Below are 18,874 nucleotides of genomic sequence, written 5' to 3' on the forward strand. Positions count from 1 at the left end.
CGAGCCCCTGATCAGGTCGCGGGCCCGGAGGGCCGACGGAGGGCGGCGAGGACGCTCGGCGCCACGGCGGAGCCGGCGCCGACCAGGCAGAGCAGACCGCCGAGCGCGGCCAGTGGCGGCGGGACCTCGCCGAGCACGATCCAGGCCATCGCCACCGTGATCCCCGGGACGATGAGCGAGGAGGAGCTGAGCACCCCGGCCGGGGTGCTGGTCAGCGCGTACCCCCACAGCAGGAACGCGCACGCCGTGGGGAAGACGCCCATGTAGACCACCGTGACGATCGAGGCGGCCGACGCCTCCGCGAGCTCCCCGATCAGCGCCGGTGCGAACGGGAGGCAGGCGAGGAACCCGGCGACGATGCCCACCACCGTCATCGAGGTCGAGTCGACGTGCGGGAGCAGCGTCTTCTGCGCCAGCACGCTGCCGGCGTACAGCAGGGCGGCCAGCAGCCCCAGCAGCAGACCGGCGCCGGAGACCCGGCCGCTCGAGGTGGCCACCGTGATCAGGGCGATGCCTCCGAAGGCGACCAGGATCCCCGCCACCAGACGCACGGGCAGGCCCTCGCCCAGCAGCCCCGAGGCCACGGCGACGATGAGCGGCGCGACGTTGACCAGCATCGCGGCCGTCGCCGCGTCGATGAGCAGCTCCGCCGCGTTCAGCACGATCGTGTACGCGGCGAACCAGGCGATGCCCCACCCGATCACGCCGAGCCACAGCCGCGGGCTCCGCGGCATGCGCACGCGGCCGATGAGCGCGAGCGGGAGCAGCACCACGGCTGCGGATCCGGTGCGAAGCAGGGACATCGCACCGGGGGAGAAGTCCGCGCCGCCGGCCCGGATCACGACGAACGAGGACGCCCACATGATCATCACCAGCAGGGCCGCGAGCCACGGCAGGGTGGGATGCGACGGACGGGGCGGGACCGAGGACGGTGCCTGGGAAGGCGTCGAGGAAGGCGCTGAGGACGCTGCCGGGGAAGGCGCCGGAGAGGGTCCGGGGGGATGCGCGGCCGAGGGATCGGGCATGGGCCCATGATCCGGCAGTGGCGGAGGCGGCGCCAGCGGGATCCGGACACGCATGGGCAGGGCCCGGGCCGACGGGAACCTGCCGCCTCTTGACCACGCTCGATGCGCGTGCCCACCATGAGACAGGGCGCGGGACAGCGACGTCGGACGCGCCTGCGGGGAGGCGAGGAGGCCACCATGTCCAGCAATCGGGCAGTCGCGTACAAGGGAGCCGGGAAGGTCGAGGTCGTCGACATCGACTACCCCGACTACGAGCTCAAGGACGGACCGGGGGTGAACCCCGCGAACATCGGCCGGAAGCTGCCCCACGGGGCGATCCTGAAGGTCGTCACCACCAACATCTGCGGCTCGGACCAGCACATGGTCCGCGGCCGCACCACCGCCCCCGAAGGGCTCGTGCTGGGGCACGAGATCACCGGCGAGGTGATCGACGTGGGCCCCGGCGTCGAATTCATCAAGACCGGCGATCTGGTCTCGGTGCCGTTCAACATCTCCTGCGGGCGGTGCGTGAACTGCAAGATCGGGCGCACCGAGATCTGCCTGAACGTGAACCCCGACCGCCCCGGCAGCGCCTACGGGTACGTCGACATGGGCGGCTGGGTCGGAGGGCAGGCCGAGTACGTTCTCGTGCCCTACGCCGACTGGAACCTGCTGAAGTTCCCCGACAGGGACCAGGCCCTCGAGAAGATCCTGGACCTGACCATGCTCTCGGACATCTTCCCGACCGGCTACCACGGAGCCGTCACCGCGGGCGTCGGACCCGGCAGCTCGGTGTACATCGCGGGCGCGGGGCCGGTGGGCCTGGCCGCCGCCGTCGGCGCGCAGCTCCTCGGGGCGGCCGTCGTCATCGTCGCCGACATGCAGGAGGACCGCCTGGCGGCAGCCCGCGCCTTCGGCTGCGAGACGATCAACGTCGCCGAGCAGGACCCCCGCGAGCAGATCGCCAGCATCCTCGGCCGCGAGGAGGTCGACTGCGGCGTCGACGCCGTGGGCTTCGAGGCCAAGGGCCACGGGCACGACGCGAAGGAGGCGCCCGCGACCGTGCTCAACACGCTCATGGACGTCACCAAGGCCGGCGGCGCCCTCGGCATCCCCGGGCTCTACGTCACCGGCGACCCCGGCGGCGTGGACGAGGCGGCCAAGGAGGGCTCGCTCTCCCTGCGCCTCGGCCTGGGCTGGGCGAAGGCGCTCGGGTTCATGACCGGGCAGTGCCCCGTCATGCGCTACCACCGCCAGCTCATGGAGGCGATCCTGCACGACCGCGTGCACATCGCCGACGCCGTGAACGCCACCGTGATCTCGCTCGACGACGCCCCGCGCGGCTACGCCGAGTTCGACAAGGGCGCCGCGAAGAAGTTCGTCATCGATCCCCACGGGACGACGGGGCTCGCGACGGCGAGCTGATCCGCTGACTGGGCCCGGGCCCTGGGGCTCGGGCCCGGGCCCTGGGGCTCGGGCCCGGTCAGCGCACGGTGGGGGAGAGCTCCCTGCCCAGGTAGAGGGTGGCCGCGCCGATCGCGCCCACGTCGTCGCCGAAGGCGGAGGAGCTGATGGTGACCCCGCGGCGCCCGCCGCTGCCCTGCAGCGCGCGCTCGAGCACCTGCGGCATGGCGAAGGGCTCGAGCGCGCGCCAGTAGGGGCCGCCGATGATCACGCGGTGCGGGTCGTGGATCCCGATCAGGGTGCGCAGCGCCTCGCCGAGCGCGGTGCCGTGCTCCTGCGCGATCCGTGCGGCCAGGCGGTCGCCCGACGTCGCCGCCGCGAGCAGGGCGTCCAGGCGCTCGCCGTCGGCCTCGAGGGAAGCGGACGAGAGCTCGTCCACATCGATCCCCGCCGCCGCAACCGCCGCTTCGCGCCAGTCTGAGTTCCCCGCAGAGCCGTCCGCGGCGCTTTCCGCGGCGTCGATCCGGTGCAGCATCGCGTGCACGTCCGTGAAGGTCGAGAGGCAGGCGCGCCTGCCGCAGCCGCACACGGGACCGTCGAGGCCCGTCGGCAGATGCCCGATCTCCCCGGCCTGCGTGGTCGAGCCGCGCTGGACGCGACCCGCGCTCGAGACCGCCGAGCCGACGCCCACGCTCACGTAGACGTACAGCAGCGTCTGCTCGCTCAGACGCTCGCCGGCCCAGATCTCCGCCGCGAGCGCAGCGTTCGTGTCCTTGTCCAGGAGGGCCGTGCGGCCCGTCGCCCGCGAGAGCATCTCCACGAGCGGGGTGTCCCACCAATCCGGCATCCAGGGCGGGTCCACGAGCACGCCGCGCCGCCAGTCCAGCCCGCCGGGGGCCGCGACGCCGATGCCCAGCAGCGCCTCGCGCGCACTCTGGCCGCCGGGCGTGCGCCAGCCGTCCTCGTACATCGTCGCGAGCAGCTCCTCGAGGCCCGCGGCGATCCTTGCCACCCCTGCATCCGGGTCCGAGCCCGGGGGACCGAGCGCCTTCTCCGCGACGACGTTCGCCCCCAGATCGACGATGACCAGCGTGATCCCCGTGGGATCCAGATGCACGCCGGCCGCGAGCAGCGACGACGGCACGACGCGCAGCACGGTGCGCGGCTTCCCCCGGCCCGCGGAGAGCGTGCCGTCGGTCTCGACGAGGCCGCGCTCCATGAGCCGACGGGTGATGAGGCTGACCGCCTGCCGGGAGAGGCCACTGCGACGCACCACCTCGGACTGCGAGCTGCCCTCGGGCGCACTGCGGATCGCGTCGAGCACGACGAGCTCGTTCTTGGCGCCGATGTCCGGCATGGATGACCCGCGCACGAGTGCTCCTTCCACCGCGGGGCGAGCCCCGTTGCCTTTAGTCCAACAGTGTGAGTAATGTACGTCACCGAGAGGCGCGGGATGGCCCGCGATGCGGAATGGACCGCATCGACCAGGTTCCCCTCCCACGCCCACGCTTCCCGATCACGCACCCAGCGCGACCGACTCCGCGGGCCCCTCGACATCGCCGTCCGGCCCACGCCCCCACAACCGTCCCCACTTACCGTTCCCGCTCCGACTCCCACCTGAGCACAGAGCCCGACGCGCCCCCGCGGCGCGCCGAGACCGAGGAAGGAACCACGATGAGTGTCACCGACACCGTCGGCCCACCGGCCGGCCCCGCGAGCGCAGTCAGCGCCGGGGTCCAGCCCGCGGCCCCACCGACCCGCCGTTCACGCGGCCTGAACGCCGGTCAGCGACGCAAGCTTCGCACCGGGCTGCTGTTCATCTCGCCCTGGATCATCGGGGTGCTGATCTTCATCATCTACCCGGTCGTCTACTCGATCGCGCTGAGCTTCACGCGGTATTCGGGGATGGAGGCGCCCACCTGGGTGGGGATCCAGAACTACGTCACCGCGTTCACCGACCCGCTCGTGGGCAAGGCCGCCTCGAACACGATCTTCTACGCGATCATCGCGGTGCCGCTCGGACTGATCATCGCCCTGGTCCTGGCCCTCGCCATGAACCAGAACGTGCGAGAGGTCGCGTTCTACCGCACGATCTTCTACGCGCCCTCGCTGATCCCGGCGTTCGCGATGTCGTTCATCTTCATCGTGTTCCTGAACCCGCAGTTCGGCGTGTTCAACCAGGTGCTGAACCTGTTCGGCGGCGCGAACGTGAACCTGCTGGGCGATCCCACGGGCGTGAAGATCGCGATCATCCTCATGGCGCAGCTGGGAGCGGGCAACGCCGCCCTCATCTTCCTCGCCGGCCTGAGGAACATCCCGAAGACCATCTACGAGGCGGCGCGCGTGGACGGCGCCGGTCCGATGCGCCAGTTCTTCTCGATCACCTTCCCGCTGCTCTCGCCGGTGATCCTGTTCAACCTCATCACCGGCATCTCCGGTGCACTGCAGGTGTTCACCGAGGCATTCATCGTCACCAACGGAACGGGTGATCCCGACGCGGGCGCGCTGTTCTACATGATGTACCTCTACAAGAACGCCTTCGGGTTCGCCGAGCTCGGATACGCGTCCGCCCTCGCCGTGATCCTGTTCCTCGTGGGGCTGGCCCTGGCCCTGCTCGTCTACTGGCTCTCGCGCCGGTTCGTGAACTACGACGTGGAGGCCGGCTGATGAGCACCATGATCCAGACACCCCCGGAGAACATCGCTCCGCGGAAGAAGAAGGCGAACGCCGAGCAGTTCAATCGGCGGGCCGACGGCACGAAGCGCTCGTGGTTCTCTACCCTCACCGCGCGCATCGTCATGGTCATCCTGAGCATCCTGTTCCTGATGCCCCTGTACTGGATGATCGTCTCGGCGCTGAAGTCCAACGAGGAGCTCGCGAAGTTCCCGCCGACGCTGTTCCCGCACCAGGTCGAGTTCGGGAACTTCGTCAAGGCCGTGACGGCGATGCCGTTCCTGACGTTCTTCGCGAACTCGGCGATCATCACGATCTCGGTCGTCGTGCTCTCGGTGGTCTCGAACTTCATCATCGCCTACGGCTTCGCGTGCATCGACTGGCCAGGACGCGACAAGATCTTCTACGTCGTCATCGCGACGCTGTTCCTCCCATTCCCCGTCACGCTCATCCCGATGTTCGACATGTGGGCGCGCCTGGGGCTGGTGAACACACTGTTCCCGCTGATCCTGCCCTCGATGTTCGGCAGCGCGTTCTTCGTGTTCCTGCTGCGGCAGTTCCTCAAGCAGATCCCGCAGCCGATGCTGGATGCGGCGCGCGTGGACGGCGCGAGCGAGTGGACGGTCCTCTGGCGGATCGCGTTCCCGACGGCGATGCCGGCTCTCACCACGGTCGCGATCTTCTCCGCCGTCGGTGCCTGGAACGACTTCATGGGTCCCCTGATCTACCTGCAGGACCAGAAGGTGCAGACACTCTCGATCGGTCTGCAGACCTTCCGGTCGGTCAACGCCCAGGACGTCACCTTCAACCAGCTGATGGCCGCGTCGTTCCTGGTGATCCTGCCGCTGCTGCTCCTGTTCTTTATCTTCCAGCGGTACTTCATCCGCGGCATCACGATCGGAGGCTTCAAGTGATCTCCAGACGATCATTCCTGGCGGGGGCCACGGCCGCTGGTGCCGCCGTGGGCCTCGGGGCCTGTGCATCCTCACCCGCGGCCGGCCCCAACGTGGTCAGCTACTGGGGGCTCGGCGCGGCTGACGTCGACAAGGACAACCAGGTCATCGACGCCTTCAAGAAGACCGACGCGGGCAAGAACGCGGAGATCTACGTCGACCAGGTGCCGTCGAGCGGCGTCGCGGACATGAGCCAGATCATCACTGCCGTGCGCGGCGGGACGGCTCCCGATGTGTGGTGGATGGACCGCTTCAACGGAGTCCAGAACGCCTCCATCGGTCTCCTCGAGCCGATCGACGACCTCATCGAGAAGTACGAGGACGTCTCCCCGGAGGAGTTCAAGTCCCAGTGGATCCAGTTCGCCATCGACGAGCTCACCTACGACGGGAAGCTCTACGGGCTGCCCGCCACGACCGATGCCCGCGGCCTCCTGTACAACGAGGACGTCCTCAAGGACGCCGGCGTGGACCTGGACCTGTTCGACTGGACCAAGCACGTCATCACCTGGGACGAGCTCGGGGAGGCCTGCGAGAAGCTCGTCAAGACCGACAAGCGCGGCAACTACGAGCGCTTCGGCTTCGCACCGTGGCTCTCCGAGGGCTGGCCCTACACGTGGGGCTTCGGCCTCGACGCGCAGGCCTATGACAATGCGACCTCGACGGTCACGCTCGACTCCCCGCAGTGGCAGTCGGTCTACCAGCTCTACGCGGACTGGGCCGAGCAGTATCCGTACGCATCGGTCGACGCGTTCTTCGCGACGTACCAGCCGCCGAATGCGCCGCCCTCGCAGACCGCGATGTTCAGCGGTCGCCTCGGGGTCGACACCACCGGCCCCTGGCAGATCAGCGCCAACGAGAAGTACGCGCCGAAGCTGCCGCTGAAGTTCACGTACCTGCCGGTCGCGAAGGAGGGCGACTCGACCTACACCTGGTCGGGCGGCCAGTGCCTCGTGATCCCGAAGGGCGCGAACATCACCAAGACCCTCTGGGAGTTCATGAAGTTCTACGCGGGCTACCAGGGGCAGAGCATCGTGGTGCCGCAGTTCGGCAACCTGCCCACGAACATCAAGGCCATCCAGGAGAAGAAGTACAACCCCAAGGCCGAGATCTTCCGCAAGATGCTGCCGAACTCCACCTCTCGCCCGCCGCTGCCGGTGGGCTCGGCGATGTGGGACACCCTGACCCGCACGAAGAGCTCGGTGGCGCTGGGCTCCTCGACGCCGAAGCAGGCGGTGGAGTCCAACCAGCAGCTCGTCGCTCCGAAGATGGAGCTGTTCCCGGACTACAAGATGCCTGATACGTACGGCAAGCCCAGCCCGGTCCCCGGCAGCTGACCGGTTCGCTGTCCCGGGGCGCGCACGCTCCCCGGGATAGGGGCCACCGGCACCTCTCCATCCGCCGCTGCCGCATCCCGCCCTGTGCCGCCCGTATCCCCGTCCCTGCTCCGCCCCGAAAGGAGGTCCCGTGCTCGATCGACGACAGCTCCTCACCGGTGCAGGCGTCGCCCTCGCGGCGGGCCTGGGCACAACCTCCTGCGCGGGAAGCGGACCGACCGGTCCGCGCACCGTCCGCTACTGGGGGATGGGTGCCGCTGACACGGACAAGGACGAGGCGGCGCGAGACGCCTTCCTCGCCACCGACGCAGGCAAGGGCGCGCAGGTCAGCATCGACCAGGTGCCCTCGAGCGGCTCGTCGGACATGAGCCAGATCATCACCGCCGTGCGCGGCGGGACGGCTCCCGACGTGTGGTGGATGGACCGCTTCAACGCGGTGCAGAACGCCTCCATCGGACTGCTCGAGCCGGTGGACACCCTCATCGAGAAGTACGAGGACGTCTCCCCGGAGGAGTTCAAGTCCCAGTGGATCCAGTTCGCCATCGACGAGCTCACCTACGACGGGAAGCTCTACGGGCTGCCCACCTCCACCGACGCCCGCGGCCTGCTCTTCAACGAGAACGTGCTCAAGGACGCCGGCGTCGACCTCGACATGTTCGACCCCGAGCAGCACGTCCTCACCTGGGCGGAGCTGCGCGAGGCCGCGCGGCGGATCACCCACCAGGATGCCCGCGGCAACTACGACCGCCTCGGCTTCGCGCCGTGGGCCGACCAGGGCATGCCCTACACCTGGGCGTTCGGCTTGGACGCGCAGGTCTACGACAACGACTCGGGGGAGGTGGTGCTGAACTCCCCGCAGTGGAAGTCCGTGTTCGACCTCTACGCGGACTGGGCCGAGGAGTTCCCCTACTCCCGGGTCGATGCGTTCTTCGCGACGTACCAGCCGCCCAACGCCCCGCCCACCCAGAACGCCGTGTTCGGCGAGCATCTCGCGATCACCACGGGCGGGCCCTGGCAGATCTCGGGGAACAAGAAGTACGCCCCGAAGCTGCCGTTGAAGTGGACCTGGCTGCCCGTCGAGAAGGACGGCGACCCCACCTACACGTGGTCCGGCGGCTTCTCGCTGGTCCTGCCCAAGGGGTCGAACATGTCCCGCACCACCTGGGAGTTCATGAAGCATTTCACGGGCGTCGCGGGCCAGTCGATCGTCGTGCCGAAGCTCGGGAGCCTGCCCACGCACCTGCGGGCGATCACCGAGAAGAAGTACGACCCCGACGCCGAGCTGTTCCGGCAGATGCTGCCGAATTCCACCTCGCGCCCGCCGATCCCCGTCGGCTCGGCCGCCTCCGACACCCTCGACCGGTCGAAGACGTCGGTCGCCATCGGCTCGAAGTCCGCTCAGCAGGCCATCGACGACAACCAGGCCATGGTCGTCCCGAAGATGGACCTGTTCCCCGGCTACAAGATGCCCGACACCTACGGGAAACCCCAGCAGATCCCGGGCGGGGACCAGTGATATCTACCCGTCGGCCGCACCGCGAGAACCGGACCCCGGATCCCGGTCCCGTCGGCCGCACCTCCGACCCCCGGCCCTGAGGCCGGACCACAGACCCCGGCCCCCACAGCCGGACCACAGACCCCCGGCCCCGTCGGCCGGTCAGGAAAGCACCAACCCCACGAGACGGAAGCAGGAAACTTCTCCATGACCTCCCCCTCCACCGCGGCAGCGCCCCTGCGCATCGCCGTGCTCTCCGCATGGCACGTGCACGCCGAGGAGTACGGTCGGGCGGCGATCGAGCACCCGGACACGGAGCTCGTCGCCGTCTGGGACGACGACGCCGCGCGCGGCCAGGAGCTCGCCGAGCGCCTGGGCGTGCCCTTCGAGGACGACCTCGACGCCCTGCTGGCCCGCGAGGACCTCGACGGCGTCACCAACACCACCGCCACCACCGTGCACGACGAGATCCTCGGCAAGGTCATCGCCGCGGGCAAGCACGTGTTCACCGAGAAGCTGCTCTCGCCCAGCGTCGAGGGCTGCGACACCCTCATCGACGCGGCCGGCGAGGCGGGCGTGGCCCTCACCGTGTCCCTCCCGCGCCTCTCCCACGGCTACACCGTGGCCCTGCGCAAGATCCTCGAGGACGGCACCCTGGGCCGCATCACCTACGCCCGCGTGCGCCTCGCGCACGACGGCTCGACGCGCGACTGGCTGCCTGCACGCTTCTACGACCCGGCTGAGGCGATCGGCGGCGCGTTCTCCGACCTCGCCGCCCACCCTGTCTACCTCACGCAGCTGATCCTGGGTGAGGACGCCTCGAGCGTCCGCTCGAGCTATACGGACATCACCGGGCGCGGCGTCGAGGACAACGCCTCGGTCACGATCACCACGCCCGACGGCGCCATCGGCGTCATCGAGACCGGCTTCGTGACCCCTGCCAGCGGCTTCACCATCGAGGTCCATGGCACCGAGGGCTCGCTGCTCTACGGCTTCGGCGGCGAGAAGATGCTGCTGACCACCCGTGAGGGCACCACCGAGGTCGAGGTCCCCAGCGACATCGATGCGCCGTTCTGGCAGTGGGTCCAGGCGATCCGCACCGGCGAGCCCACGCTCGAGAACCTCGCCCGTGCCCGCGCTCTCACCGCCCTGGTCGTCGCCGCGAACGCCGACGCCGGGATCTGACCGGGCACCAGGCACGGTCCGCCGAAGCTTGCACCTGCTGCCGGACCCGCCCCACCCCACCCCTGACATACCCCTGACATCCGCTCACGAAGGAGCACCCCCATGACCGTCACCCTTCCCGTCCGCATCGGCCTGATCGGCGGAGGCGGCATCGCCAACGCCCACCTCAAGGGCTACTCCACGATCCCGGACCGCGCTCGCGTGGTCGCGATCGCCGACGCGAACCCCGAGACCCTCGCCCTGCGCACCGAGGAGATCGGCGCCACGGGCTACTCGGACTTCACCGAGCTCGTGCAGGACCCCGACGTCGACGCCGTCGACATCTGCCTGCCCCACCACCTGCACAAGCCTGCGATCGTCGCGGCCGCCAACGCCGGCAAGCACATCCTGTGCGAGAAGCCCCTGTGCCTCACCGCCGAGGAGGCCGCAGAGGTCCGCGCGGCCGTCGACGCCGCCGGCGTCACCCTCATGTGCGCGCACAACCAGCTGTTCATGCCGGCCGTCGCCAAGGCCAAGGAGGTCATCGACTCCGGTGCCCTGGGCGACGTCTACGAGGTGCGCACCACCGACTCGTTCTTCAACGACTTCGACCCGGAGAACATGGGGTGGCGCGCCCACACCGCCACCAGCGGCGGCGGCGAGTACATCGACACCGGCTACCACCCGACCTACCTCCTGATGCACCTCTCGGGCGGCCGCCCGAAGGAGGTCTTCTCGATGATGTCGACCCACCGCCTGAAGTTCATGGAGGGCGAGGACTCGGCCCAGGTCCTGGTGCGCTTCGACAACGGCAGCGTGGGTCAGCTCGTCACCTCCTGGGCCTACCAGGCGGCGCCCGGCACCGACCGCTTCTCCGTGGTGGGCGAGAAGGGCTCGCTGAGCTCCGACGGCTCCACCCTGCGCGTGAAGCTGCGTGCGGAGGACGAGGAGCAGGTGTTCGCGGCCGAGCCCATCGACACCTTCGCTGCGGAGATCGCCGACTTCGTGACCTGCCTGGAGACCGGCAAGCGTCCGCTCAACACCGAGGAGGAGGGCATCGCCGTGCTCGGCATCATCCTCGCCGCCTACGAGAGCGCCCGCACCGGTGTCGCCGCGGAGGTCATGAGCGCCTGAGCCCTCGGGCTGAGAACAGGCATCCGCCGCTCCACGGCGGATCAGAGGGAGGTCGGGCGTCGCACAGCGTGCGTCACCCGGCCTCCCTCTGCACCCGTGACCGATGGGGGATCCGCTGTACCCGCGGTCGCTCACACCTGCATGACGCCCCCGGGGCTCGTCAGGCGCGCACGACACGCAGGTGCAAGGGCAGCGCGTCGGCGAGGGCGGTGATCCGCGGGTCGGTGATCTTCGCCCCGTCGACCGTGGGCAGCGCGAGATAGCCACGGCGGATGTGCACGTCCAGTGCGCCCGCGTCCGACATGTCAGAGGGCGCATCCGTCGGCAGGGTCTCCATCCGCCATCGACGCGGGTGCGCCCGCAGCTCCCTCGTCCCCTCACGCGTGACGGGGTCGGCGAGCAGCGCGGCCCACAGCTCGCCGTCGGTCATCTGGGTTAGATCTGCCGCGTCGAACGACGCTCCGGTATCGAGAGCGGTGATGACCAGGTGCTTCAGCACGGCGATCGGGACGACGTTGGAGGGCGCGCGCTGGTGGCGGGCCTCCGCGACGATGAGGTCCACGAGCTCGTCGGCCGTCTGCTCGTCGGTGTCCACGGCGCCGTCGACCAGGCGCATCCGCCCGAGCATCTCGCGCGGGGGCGTCGTGGTGCGTCCGTGCACCTGGCCGCTGCGCAGGAACGAGTCGAGGTGGTCGAGCGTGAGGGCGCCGGAGGAGTTGGTCAGGGGAGAGGGTCGCTCGCCCTCGTCGATCGCGATGATCTCCTCGGCCTCCACGCCGTGCCGCCGCAGCACCGGATCGAGCTCGGCGATCCGCTCGCGGCCGATCGTGTGATGGTCGAGCCCACCGAGTCCCTCGAGGGTGTGGCTGAAGGGCAGATGCCCGATGTCGTGCAGGATCGCCGTCGCGCGAGCCGCGCGATCATCCGGCGCGAAGTGCGCCGTGAGCGCGAGGACCCCCAGGGAGTGCTCGATGCGCGAATAGCTCTGGGTGGTGGTGAACGAGGCGATGCCGGCGTGGGCGACGAAGGCCAGGCGCCGCACCCACCAGGTGTCCAGCAGCTCGAGCTCCAGAGGGGTCAGCTCGACCTCGAGGCGCCAGACGGGATCGAACCAGCGTCCGTCCAGCCCCAGGGTGTCGGCGTCGATCCCGCGCACGTCGTGTCCTTCCGTCATCGTCGCCATCGGCCGACGGCTCCGGCTCGTCAGTCTTGCGCAGCCGACCGGCTCATCGCTGCAGATCGCCGCGGGGCACTCGATCGCGGTCGTAGGTGATCTCCGTGTAGCCGTGCGGCGCGGGCCGCCCGTCCTCGTCGACGTTGACGAACACGAGCTCGTCGATCGTGAGGATGCTCTGCTGGGTGAACAGGTTCCGGGCCTCGGCGCGCATCGTCAGGGAGGTGCGCCCGAACTTGGTCGCGACCAGGCCGATCTCGACGATGTCGCCCTCGCGGGCCGAGGAGACGAACACGATCTCCGACATATATTTCGTGACCACGCGCTGGTGGCCCAGCTGGATGATCGCGTAGACGGCCGCCTCCTCGTCGATCCAGCGCAGCAGGCTGCCTCCGAAGAGAGTGGCGTTGGCGTTGAGGTCCTCGGGGCGCACCCACTTGCGGGTGCGGAAGGACATGACCGGCTCGGACGGGGAAGTCTCCATGTCTGGACATCGTAGAGATCGCCGCACGTCCGCATGAAGCCCGTGTGGCGCAGCCTGTACTGGGCGGCGCAGCGGGACCGGGGCAGGCGGCACGGCGGGATGCAGGATGGCAGGATCGAGCGCATGGTCAGTGAGGACCGCGAAGTCGGCGAGGACGGCGAAGACAGCGAAGGTCGCGAAGCCGGTGGGGATGGGAGACACGGGGCCGGGCGCCTGTGCTGGGACGTCGACGTCGCGATCCGGCGCGCTGCGGAGCCCCCGGCCCTGGCTCCTTCGCGGGCGCGGATGCTCGTCCTCTCGCCCGACGTCTCGGCGATCGTGATGGTCCTGCGCACTCGACCCGGCCGCGATCCCTATGGCGTGCTCCCCGGCGGCGGCCTCGAACCGGACGACGCCGATCCGCTGGCCGGCGCGCTGCGCGAGCTCACCGAGGAGACAGGACTGGGAGGCGCCGACGTGGAGCTCGTGACCAGCAAGGTCGTCGTCGAGGGTGAGCAGTGGATCTTCCTCGGACGCGCCCACCGCCGGCTCCCTCTGCGCCTGGGATGGCCCGAGACGGATCGGGACGCCGAGGTCCACGGCACCTACGAGCCCGTGTGGCTGAGCCCGCGCGTTGCGCTCGAGCAGCTCCGTGGAGGGGTGCATCCGCGCTGGATCACGGGGATGATCGCAGGAGGACGCTGAACCGCGAGGAGGCGGCATGCGCATCACCGACCATCCATACCGAGAGAGCGACGACGGCGCACCGCGCCCGACCCGCAGGACTGCGGCAGCGTTCTCGCTCTTCGCGTTCGGAGGGCTCGTCGCCTGCACCGATACCGGGACGTCACCGCAGGGGAGCGAGTCCGAGGACCGTGCGACCGACAGCAGCGGATCTTCGTCGGCCGGAGGCGGATCGCCATCGGACGAGGGCGGACCCTCGTCGCGCAGCGCCGAGGACGTCGAGGTCCTCGCCGAGGGCCTCGAGGCGCCCTGGTCCATCGCGTTCCACGGGCAGACTCCGCTGATCAGCGAGCGCGACAGCGCCCGCATCCTCGAACGGGCACCGGACGGGTCCCTGCGCACCGTCGCGACGATCCCCGGCTTCGCCCCGCAGGGCGAAGCCGGACTGCTGGGCATCGCCGTGCGCGACGGAGCGCTGTTCGCGCACTCCACCTCCGCGGACGGCAACCGGATCCAGCGCTTCGAGATCACGGGCGCACCCGGTTCGCTGGGACTCGGCGAGGCGACGACCCTGCTCGACGGGATCCCGTCGGCCGCGAACCACAACGGTGGGCGCCTCGCCTTCGGGCCGGACGGGAAGCTCTACGCGACGGCCGGCGACGCCGGGGACAGGGACGCCGCGCAGGACGTGGACGCGCTCGCCGGGAAGATCCTGCGGCTCGAGCCCGACGGGTCCGTGCCCGGGGACAACCCCTTCCCGGCCTCGCCCGTGTTCAGTTTCGGGCATCGCAACCCGCAGGGCATCGCCTGGGACGAGGACGGCACGATGTACGCGAGCGAGTTCGGCCAGGACACCTGGGACGAGCTCAACGTCATCGAGGCCGGGAAGACCTTCGGGTGGCCCACGGCCGAGGGCATCGCCCACGAGGACGGCCTTGTCGACCCCCAGCAGCAGTGGCACCCCTCGGACGCCAGCCCGAGCGGCATCGCGATCTCGCACGGCACGATCCACATCGCCGCCTTGCGCGGCGAGCGCCTCATCGACGTGCCTCTGAGCGACCTCTCGACCTCGACGCCGCGACTGGTCGGTGCACATGGCCGGCTGCGCGACGCGGTCATCGCCCCGGACGGCTCCCTGTGGGTGCTCACGAACAACACCGACGGTCGCGGCTCGCCTTCTGACGGCGACGACCGTCTGCTGCGGGTGAGCACCGGATGAGGCGCCGGGCTCTCGCGGAGTGGCTGAGGGTGGAGGGGACCCGGGCCGACGCGCAAGGGCACGGTTCCGGATGAGTCGGGACGCTCCCGGCCGGCGATCTCCAGCGGGGGCGTGCACTTCGCGTAGTCATACGTCGGGTCACGACGAATAGAGCACGCGACCCGACCTATGACTACGCGTGGTGCACGGGGCCCCGGAGCATCCAGCGCAGCGCATCGGGGAGCACCACCCCGCCGTGGTTCGGGCTGTGCCCGCCGTCGCCGAGCTCGATCCGCAGGTCGTAGCCGGCCTCCGCGAGGGATGCCGCGGTGCGCAGGTTCTCGGCGAGCCAGTTCATCTGTGGCTGGTCGTGGTTCAGGTCCCGCTGGCCGATCTGCAGGAAGAACCGCAGAGGTCGCGGGGGAGTCGACGCGATCAGCGCCGGATAGGGGTTGCCCTCCGGCATCTGTGCGACGCTCGAGAGGCAGCAGATCGCGCCGCCGAACGCGTCGGGCCTGTGCCAGGCGGCCGTGAAGGAGCAGTCGCCGCCGCTGCTGCCGCCGCACAGGATCGTGCTACGAGGGTCGTCGAGAATCGTCCTGCGCGCCCTCACCAGGGGGAGCACCTCCTCGAGGAGGAAGCGGGCGTAGGTGTCGTCGGCCGCGTCGTACTCGAGGTTGCGCTGCCTGGGCGCAGGCTCCGCACTCTGCTCCGAACCGGGCTCAGCGCTGGTGCGCCGTGTGCCGGGCTCGACGAAGACGCCGATGGTCGGCGGGATGGCGCCGGAGGCGGTCAGGTTGTCCAGGACGATGCCGCCGCGCACCTCGCCCTCGGGGTCGAGGTACCAGCCGCCGTCCTGGAAGACGACCACACCGGTGGGGTCACCGGGGGCGATGCCCGGGGGCGTGTGGATCCAGATCCGTCGGTGCGTACCGGGGAACAGTGCGCTGTCCTCGAGCGCGATCTCCTCGGTCGTGCCGGGGGACACGCCCGGGGCGCGCGCGGAATCGGGCCCGTGCGCGTAGACGACATCCTCGAGATCGAGGGGCAGGGCGCGGAACGGGACGATCGTGCTCACGCGGCTGACGCTAGGGCGCAGGGCACGAGCCGGCAACGCATTTCCCGGGCGGTCGAGTCTCAAGCCGGGCGTCCTGACCATGTGCTCCCGCCGGTGTGAAGGGCGGATTCAGCGTTCGCGCGCACCGGCCGAAAAGTCGGTCTCCAGCGGGGGCGTGCACTTCGCGTAGTCATACGTCGGGTCACGACGAATAGAGCACGCGACCCGACCTATGACTACGCGTGGTGCACGGGGTCTGTCGAGACCGTGCGGTCGAAGTGGTCGGAACGGCAGACGGCCAGATCTCCGGCTCGGCTTCGCCCGCAGGCCCGGACCGATCCGTCAGATCGCGCCCTGCGCCTCGGTGCCGGAGGGCAGCGGAGTCATGCGGGTGACCAGGGTGGGCTTCTCGATGAGGTCGGCGATGTCCCCGTTGAGGATGCCGACGGCCTCGCCTGCTCCATGGGTGTCGAGGTCCTGGACGGTCGTCCACTTCTCGATCATGGTGATGGTGCCGTCCTCGGCGTCGTGGATCGAGTAGAGCTCGCAGCCGGGCTCCTCGTGGACGGCGGCGATGCCTCGCTGCATGGCCTGCACGAGCTCCTGCTTCTTCCCTGCCTGGGGGTAGAACACGGCGGTGACGATGACGGTCATCGGGACAGCTCCTTCGCGTCGGTCCGGCGGCCTCCCGCCGGTGGCTCGAACGTATCAATCCAGCTCAGCGGCATCGAGCGCACCCCAGGATGTGGACCGTGCGATGCTGGGACAACCACTGGGCGGACCACTCGCGCCAGATCGCACCGAGCAGAGCCGCCCGGTCCTGCAGGCCGCCGAGCAACCGGTCCGCGCTGCGTCGGAGGAGACCACGATGAGCACCCTGGACGACGTCCGCCGCCTCGCGACCGCCCTGCCCCAGGTCGAGGAGTCGACTTCCTACGGCTCCCCGGCCTTCCGCGTGGCCGGGAAGGTGTTCGCGACCGTCCGCGGCCCGCGCCGCGCCGAGATCGTGGACCGGCTCGTCGGCCCCGACGCCGAGATCCTCGTGGCCTGGTGCCATGACGTCGGTGAGCGCGAGGCGCTCATCGCCGCCCGCCCCGACCGCTTCTTCACCACCGACCACTACCGCGACCACCCGAGCGTGCTGGTCTGCCTGGAGACCGTCGAGGACGAGGAACTCCGCGAACTGCTTGAGGACGCGTGGGACGCCCGCGCCCCGCAGTCCCTGCACCCGGGGGAGTGAAGCGGTCCCCGCCTCTCGCGCCTCTTCCGCCTCTCGCGGTCCGAGAACGGCCCTCGCCATTCCCGGCGGACCGTCGTTGGATGGTTACGCTGGCCGATGGCCCCGCGGCCGCACATCATCCCCGACAGCGATGGAGCATCCGGACATGAGCACACGGCGGAACCAGGGATCCACGAGCGCCGGATCCGCGCAGGCCCTCGATGCCTTCGCCCAGATCATGGGGTCCTCGCACGTGCTCACCTCGAAGCGCGCGACCGCCCCCTACGCCACCGGCGACCGCTTCGGCTCCGGCGACGTCCTGGCCGTGCTGCGCCCGGGCTCCCTCGTGGACATGTGGCGCGCCCTCCAGGTGTGCGTCGACCACGACCTCATCGTTATCACCCAGGCGGCCAACACCGGCCTGACCGGCGGCTCCGGCCCCGGGGACCAGGACTACGACCGCGACATCGTCATCATCTCGACGCTGCGGATCGACCAGATCCATCTCATCAACGACGCCCGCGAGGCGATCTGCCTGGCCGGCGCCACCCTCTTCGAGCTCGAGGAGACCCTGGCCGAGCACGGACGCGAGCCGCACTCGGTGATCGGCTCGAGCTCGATCGGCGCGTCCGTCGTCGGCGGGATCGCGAACAACTCCGGAGGCAGCCAGATCCGCAAGGGCCCCGCGTTCACCGAGCACGCGCTGTTCGCCCGGGTCGACGAGGACGGCACGATCCACCTGGTCAACCACCTGGGCATCGACCTCGGCACCGACCCCACGCACATCCTCGACAAGGTCCAGCGCGGCGACTGGGATCCGGCCGACGTGACCCCTCCGCCGGAGGACTCGACCGGCACCGACTACGCCGACCACGTCCGCGAGATCGTCGACACCCCCGCCCGGTACAACGCGAACCCGAAGTTCCTGTTCGAGGCCTCGGGCTGCGCCGGCAAGCTCATGGTGTTCGCGGTGCGCACCCGCACGTTCCCGCTCGAGAGGGACAAGGCGACCTTCTACATCGGCACCGACCGGCCCTCCGATCTGGAGGCGCTACGCCGCGCGTTCCTCGCCTCCGACGGTCCGCTGCCGATCTCGGGGGAGTACATGAGCTCCCACGCCTTTGACCTCGCCGCCGAGTACGGCAAGGACACCTACGTCTCTCTCAAGCACGCCGGAAGCCGCACGCTGGTGCGCATGTTCGCCCTCAAGAGCTGGGCGAACGGAGTCTTCGAGAAGCTCCCCGGCTTCGGGCCCTCGGTCGCCGACGAGATCTCCCAGAAGCTCTTCGGCCTGATCCCCGAGAAGCTCCCGAAGCGCCTGCTCGACTTCCGCGACCGGTTCGAGCATCACCTGCTGCTCGTCGTCAGCGGCAGCGAGCGCGAGGCCACGCAGCGTCTGCTGGCCGACTTCTTCGCCGCGCCCGACCACGAGGGCGAGTTCTTCGAATGCGACGCCGACGAGGCCCAGAGCGCCACCCTCATCCGCTTCGGCGTGGCCAGCGCCGCCGGTCGGTACTTCACGATGCACCGCGAGGAGGCGTCGGCCATGGTGACCTTCGACGTCGCGCTGCGCCGGGACGACGAGGACTGGCTCGAGGTGCTCCCCGCGGACATCGCCGACCAGCTGCTGGAGAGCGTCTACTTCGGACACTTCTTCTGCCACGTGATGCACCAGGACCACGTGGCGAAGGCGGGCGTGGACCCCGTCGCCCTCAAGAAGCGCATGAGGACGCTGCTCGAGGATCGCGGCGCCGCCGTCCCCGCCGAGCACAACTACGGGCGCATCTACCCCGCGCCCGAGCCGATGGTCGCGCACTTCCGCGAGATGGACCCGCGCAACATGTTCAACGCCGGCGTCGGGGAGACCACGGCGCACAGGGACTGGGAGCCGGCCCCCGCCCAGGGGTGACGGCCCGCC

Annotated in this window: 17 protein-coding genes; 11 read left to right on the forward strand and 6 right to left on the reverse strand. The window is 69.9% G+C overall.

Annotated features, from left to right (window positions below):
* Nucleotides 1–11: 11 nt before the first annotated feature.
* Complete coding sequence (locus Bra3105_RS11475; RefSeq protein WP_228359653.1) at nt 12–896, reverse strand: DMT family transporter; 885 nt, start codon at nt 894–896, stop codon at nt 12–14.
* 306 nt (nt 897–1,202) lie between these two features.
* Between Bra3105_RS11475 and fdhA the strand changes: the two genes are divergently transcribed.
* Nucleotides 1,203–2,429, forward strand: a complete 1,227-nt coding sequence (gene fdhA, locus Bra3105_RS11480; RefSeq protein ID WP_228356821.1) for a formaldehyde dehydrogenase, glutathione-independent — start codon at nt 1,203–1,205, stop codon at nt 2,427–2,429.
* Nucleotides 2,430–2,487: 58 nt separating this feature from the next.
* Here the strand turns inward: fdhA and Bra3105_RS11485 are convergent, their stop codons facing one another.
* Nucleotides 2,488–3,780, reverse strand: coding sequence for an ROK family transcriptional regulator (locus Bra3105_RS11485; RefSeq protein WP_228356822.1), 1,293 nt, complete (start codon nt 3,778–3,780; stop codon nt 2,488–2,490).
* A gap of 302 nt (nt 3,781–4,082) precedes the next feature.
* Between Bra3105_RS11485 and Bra3105_RS11490 the strand changes: the two genes are divergently transcribed.
* The 6 genes from Bra3105_RS11490 (at nt 4,083) to Bra3105_RS11515 (ending at nt 11,161) form a co-directional block, all read left to right on the forward strand.
* Nucleotides 4,083–5,075 (forward strand): carbohydrate ABC transporter permease, encoded by a 993-nt coding sequence (locus tag Bra3105_RS11490; protein WP_228356823.1) that lies wholly within the window; start codon nt 4,083–4,085, stop codon nt 5,073–5,075.
* Nucleotides 5,075–5,995 carry a carbohydrate ABC transporter permease gene (locus Bra3105_RS11495; protein WP_228356824.1) on the forward strand — a complete coding sequence of 307 codons (921 nt, stop codon included), beginning with the start codon at nt 5,075–5,077 and terminating at the stop codon, nt 5,993–5,995. Before Bra3105_RS11490 ends, Bra3105_RS11495 begins: the two co-directional genes overlap by 1 nt.
* Nucleotides 5,992–7,368 (forward strand): twin-arginine translocation signal domain-containing protein, encoded by a 1,377-nt coding sequence (locus Bra3105_RS11500; RefSeq protein ID WP_228356825.1) that lies wholly within the window; start codon nt 5,992–5,994, stop codon nt 7,366–7,368. Before Bra3105_RS11495 ends, Bra3105_RS11500 begins: the two co-directional genes overlap by 4 nt.
* A 130-nt stretch (nt 7,369–7,498) precedes the next feature.
* A complete protein-coding gene (locus tag Bra3105_RS11505; RefSeq protein WP_228356826.1) occupies nt 7,499–8,884 on the forward strand; it encodes an extracellular solute-binding protein in 1,386 nt (461 codons plus the stop codon).
* Between the two features lie 186 nt (nt 8,885–9,070).
* Complete coding sequence (locus Bra3105_RS11510) at nt 9,071–10,048, forward strand: Gfo/Idh/MocA family protein (protein WP_228356827.1); 978 nt, start codon at nt 9,071–9,073, stop codon at nt 10,046–10,048.
* A 102-nt stretch (nt 10,049–10,150) separates the two neighbouring features.
* Complete coding sequence (locus tag Bra3105_RS11515; protein ID WP_228356828.1) at nt 10,151–11,161, forward strand: Gfo/Idh/MocA family protein; 1,011 nt, start codon at nt 10,151–10,153, stop codon at nt 11,159–11,161.
* Between the two features lie 160 nt (nt 11,162–11,321).
* Here Bra3105_RS11515 and Bra3105_RS11520 read toward each other — a convergent pair whose 3' ends face one another.
* Both Bra3105_RS11520 and Bra3105_RS11525 read right to left on the reverse strand, forming a co-directional pair.
* Nucleotides 11,322–12,317 (reverse strand): HD domain-containing protein, encoded by a 996-nt coding sequence (locus tag Bra3105_RS11520; protein WP_228356829.1) that lies wholly within the window; start codon nt 12,315–12,317, stop codon nt 11,322–11,324.
* A gap of 70 nt (nt 12,318–12,387) precedes the next feature.
* The gene (locus tag Bra3105_RS11525; RefSeq protein WP_228356830.1) at nt 12,388–12,819 is read right to left on the reverse strand and encodes an acyl-CoA thioesterase; all 432 of its coding nucleotides are present in this window, start codon (nt 12,817–12,819) and stop codon (nt 12,388–12,390) included.
* A gap of 123 nt (nt 12,820–12,942) precedes the next feature.
* On the opposite strand from Bra3105_RS11525, the gene Bra3105_RS11530 reads away from it, so the two are divergent.
* Both Bra3105_RS11530 and Bra3105_RS11535 read left to right on the forward strand, forming a co-directional pair.
* The gene (locus Bra3105_RS11530) at nt 12,943–13,503 is read left to right on the forward strand and encodes an NUDIX domain-containing protein (RefSeq protein ID WP_228356831.1); all 561 of its coding nucleotides are present in this window, start codon (nt 12,943–12,945) and stop codon (nt 13,501–13,503) included.
* Nucleotides 13,504–13,519: 16 nt separating this feature from the next.
* Nucleotides 13,520–14,701, forward strand: a complete 1,182-nt coding sequence (locus Bra3105_RS11535) for a PQQ-dependent sugar dehydrogenase (protein ID WP_228356832.1) — start codon at nt 13,520–13,522, stop codon at nt 14,699–14,701.
* 172 nt (nt 14,702–14,873) lie between these two features.
* On the opposite strand, the gene Bra3105_RS11540 is transcribed toward Bra3105_RS11535, so the two are convergent.
* Both Bra3105_RS11540 and Bra3105_RS11545 read right to left on the reverse strand, forming a co-directional pair.
* Nucleotides 14,874–15,758, reverse strand: a complete 885-nt coding sequence (locus tag Bra3105_RS11540; RefSeq protein ID WP_228356833.1) for an alpha/beta hydrolase — start codon at nt 15,756–15,758, stop codon at nt 14,874–14,876.
* Nucleotides 15,759–16,079: 321 nt separating this feature from the next.
* Nucleotides 16,080–16,391, reverse strand: coding sequence for a putative quinol monooxygenase (locus tag Bra3105_RS11545; RefSeq protein WP_228356834.1), 312 nt, complete (start codon nt 16,389–16,391; stop codon nt 16,080–16,082).
* Between the two features lie 214 nt (nt 16,392–16,605).
* Between Bra3105_RS11545 and Bra3105_RS11550 the strand changes: the two genes are divergently transcribed.
* A complete protein-coding gene (locus Bra3105_RS11550) occupies nt 16,606–16,977 on the forward strand; it encodes an MmcQ/YjbR family DNA-binding protein (protein ID WP_228356835.1) in 372 nt (123 codons plus the stop codon).
* A gap of 145 nt (nt 16,978–17,122) precedes the next feature.
* Nucleotides 17,123–18,865, forward strand: a complete 1,743-nt coding sequence (gene dld / locus Bra3105_RS11555) for a D-lactate dehydrogenase (protein WP_228356836.1) — start codon at nt 17,123–17,125, stop codon at nt 18,863–18,865.
* Nucleotides 18,866–18,874: the final 9 nt, after the last annotated feature.

This window comes from Brachybacterium halotolerans subsp. kimchii (genome assembly GCF_020792675.1).
Lineage (GTDB): Bacteria > Actinomycetota > Actinomycetes > Actinomycetales > Dermabacteraceae > Brachybacterium > Brachybacterium halotolerans.

Excerpts from the sequence above, each read along its gene's own strand:
- dld (WP_228356836.1), top strand. The coding sequence starts at position 17,123 with ATGAGCACACGGCGGAACCAGGGATCCACGAGCGCCGGATCCGCGCAG.
- Bra3105_RS11495 (WP_228356824.1), top strand. The coding sequence starts at position 5,075 with ATGAGCACCATGATCCAGACACCCCCGGAGAACATCGCTCCGCGGAAG.
- Bra3105_RS11535 (WP_228356832.1), top strand. The coding sequence starts at position 13,520 with ATGCGCATCACCGACCATCCATACCGAGAGAGCGACGACGGCGCACCG.
- Bra3105_RS11550 (WP_228356835.1), top strand. The coding sequence starts at position 16,606 with ATGAGCACCCTGGACGACGTCCGCCGCCTCGCGACCGCCCTGCCCCAG.
- Bra3105_RS11525 (WP_228356830.1), bottom strand. The coding sequence starts at position 12,819 with ATGGAGACTTCCCCGTCCGAGCCGGTCATGTCCTTCCGCACCCGCAAG.
- Bra3105_RS11510 (WP_228356827.1), top strand. The coding sequence starts at position 9,071 with ATGACCTCCCCCTCCACCGCGGCAGCGCCCCTGCGCATCGCCGTGCTC.
- Bra3105_RS11545 (WP_228356834.1), bottom strand. The coding sequence starts at position 16,391 with ATGACCGTCATCGTCACCGCCGTGTTCTACCCCCAGGCAGGGAAGAAG.
- Bra3105_RS11515 (WP_228356828.1), top strand. The coding sequence starts at position 10,151 with ATGACCGTCACCCTTCCCGTCCGCATCGGCCTGATCGGCGGAGGCGGC.
- fdhA (WP_228356821.1), top strand. The coding sequence starts at position 1,203 with ATGTCCAGCAATCGGGCAGTCGCGTACAAGGGAGCCGGGAAGGTCGAG.
- Bra3105_RS11530 (WP_228356831.1), top strand. The coding sequence starts at position 12,943 with ATGGTCAGTGAGGACCGCGAAGTCGGCGAGGACGGCGAAGACAGCGAA.
- Bra3105_RS11490 (WP_228356823.1), top strand. The coding sequence starts at position 4,083 with ATGAGTGTCACCGACACCGTCGGCCCACCGGCCGGCCCCGCGAGCGCA.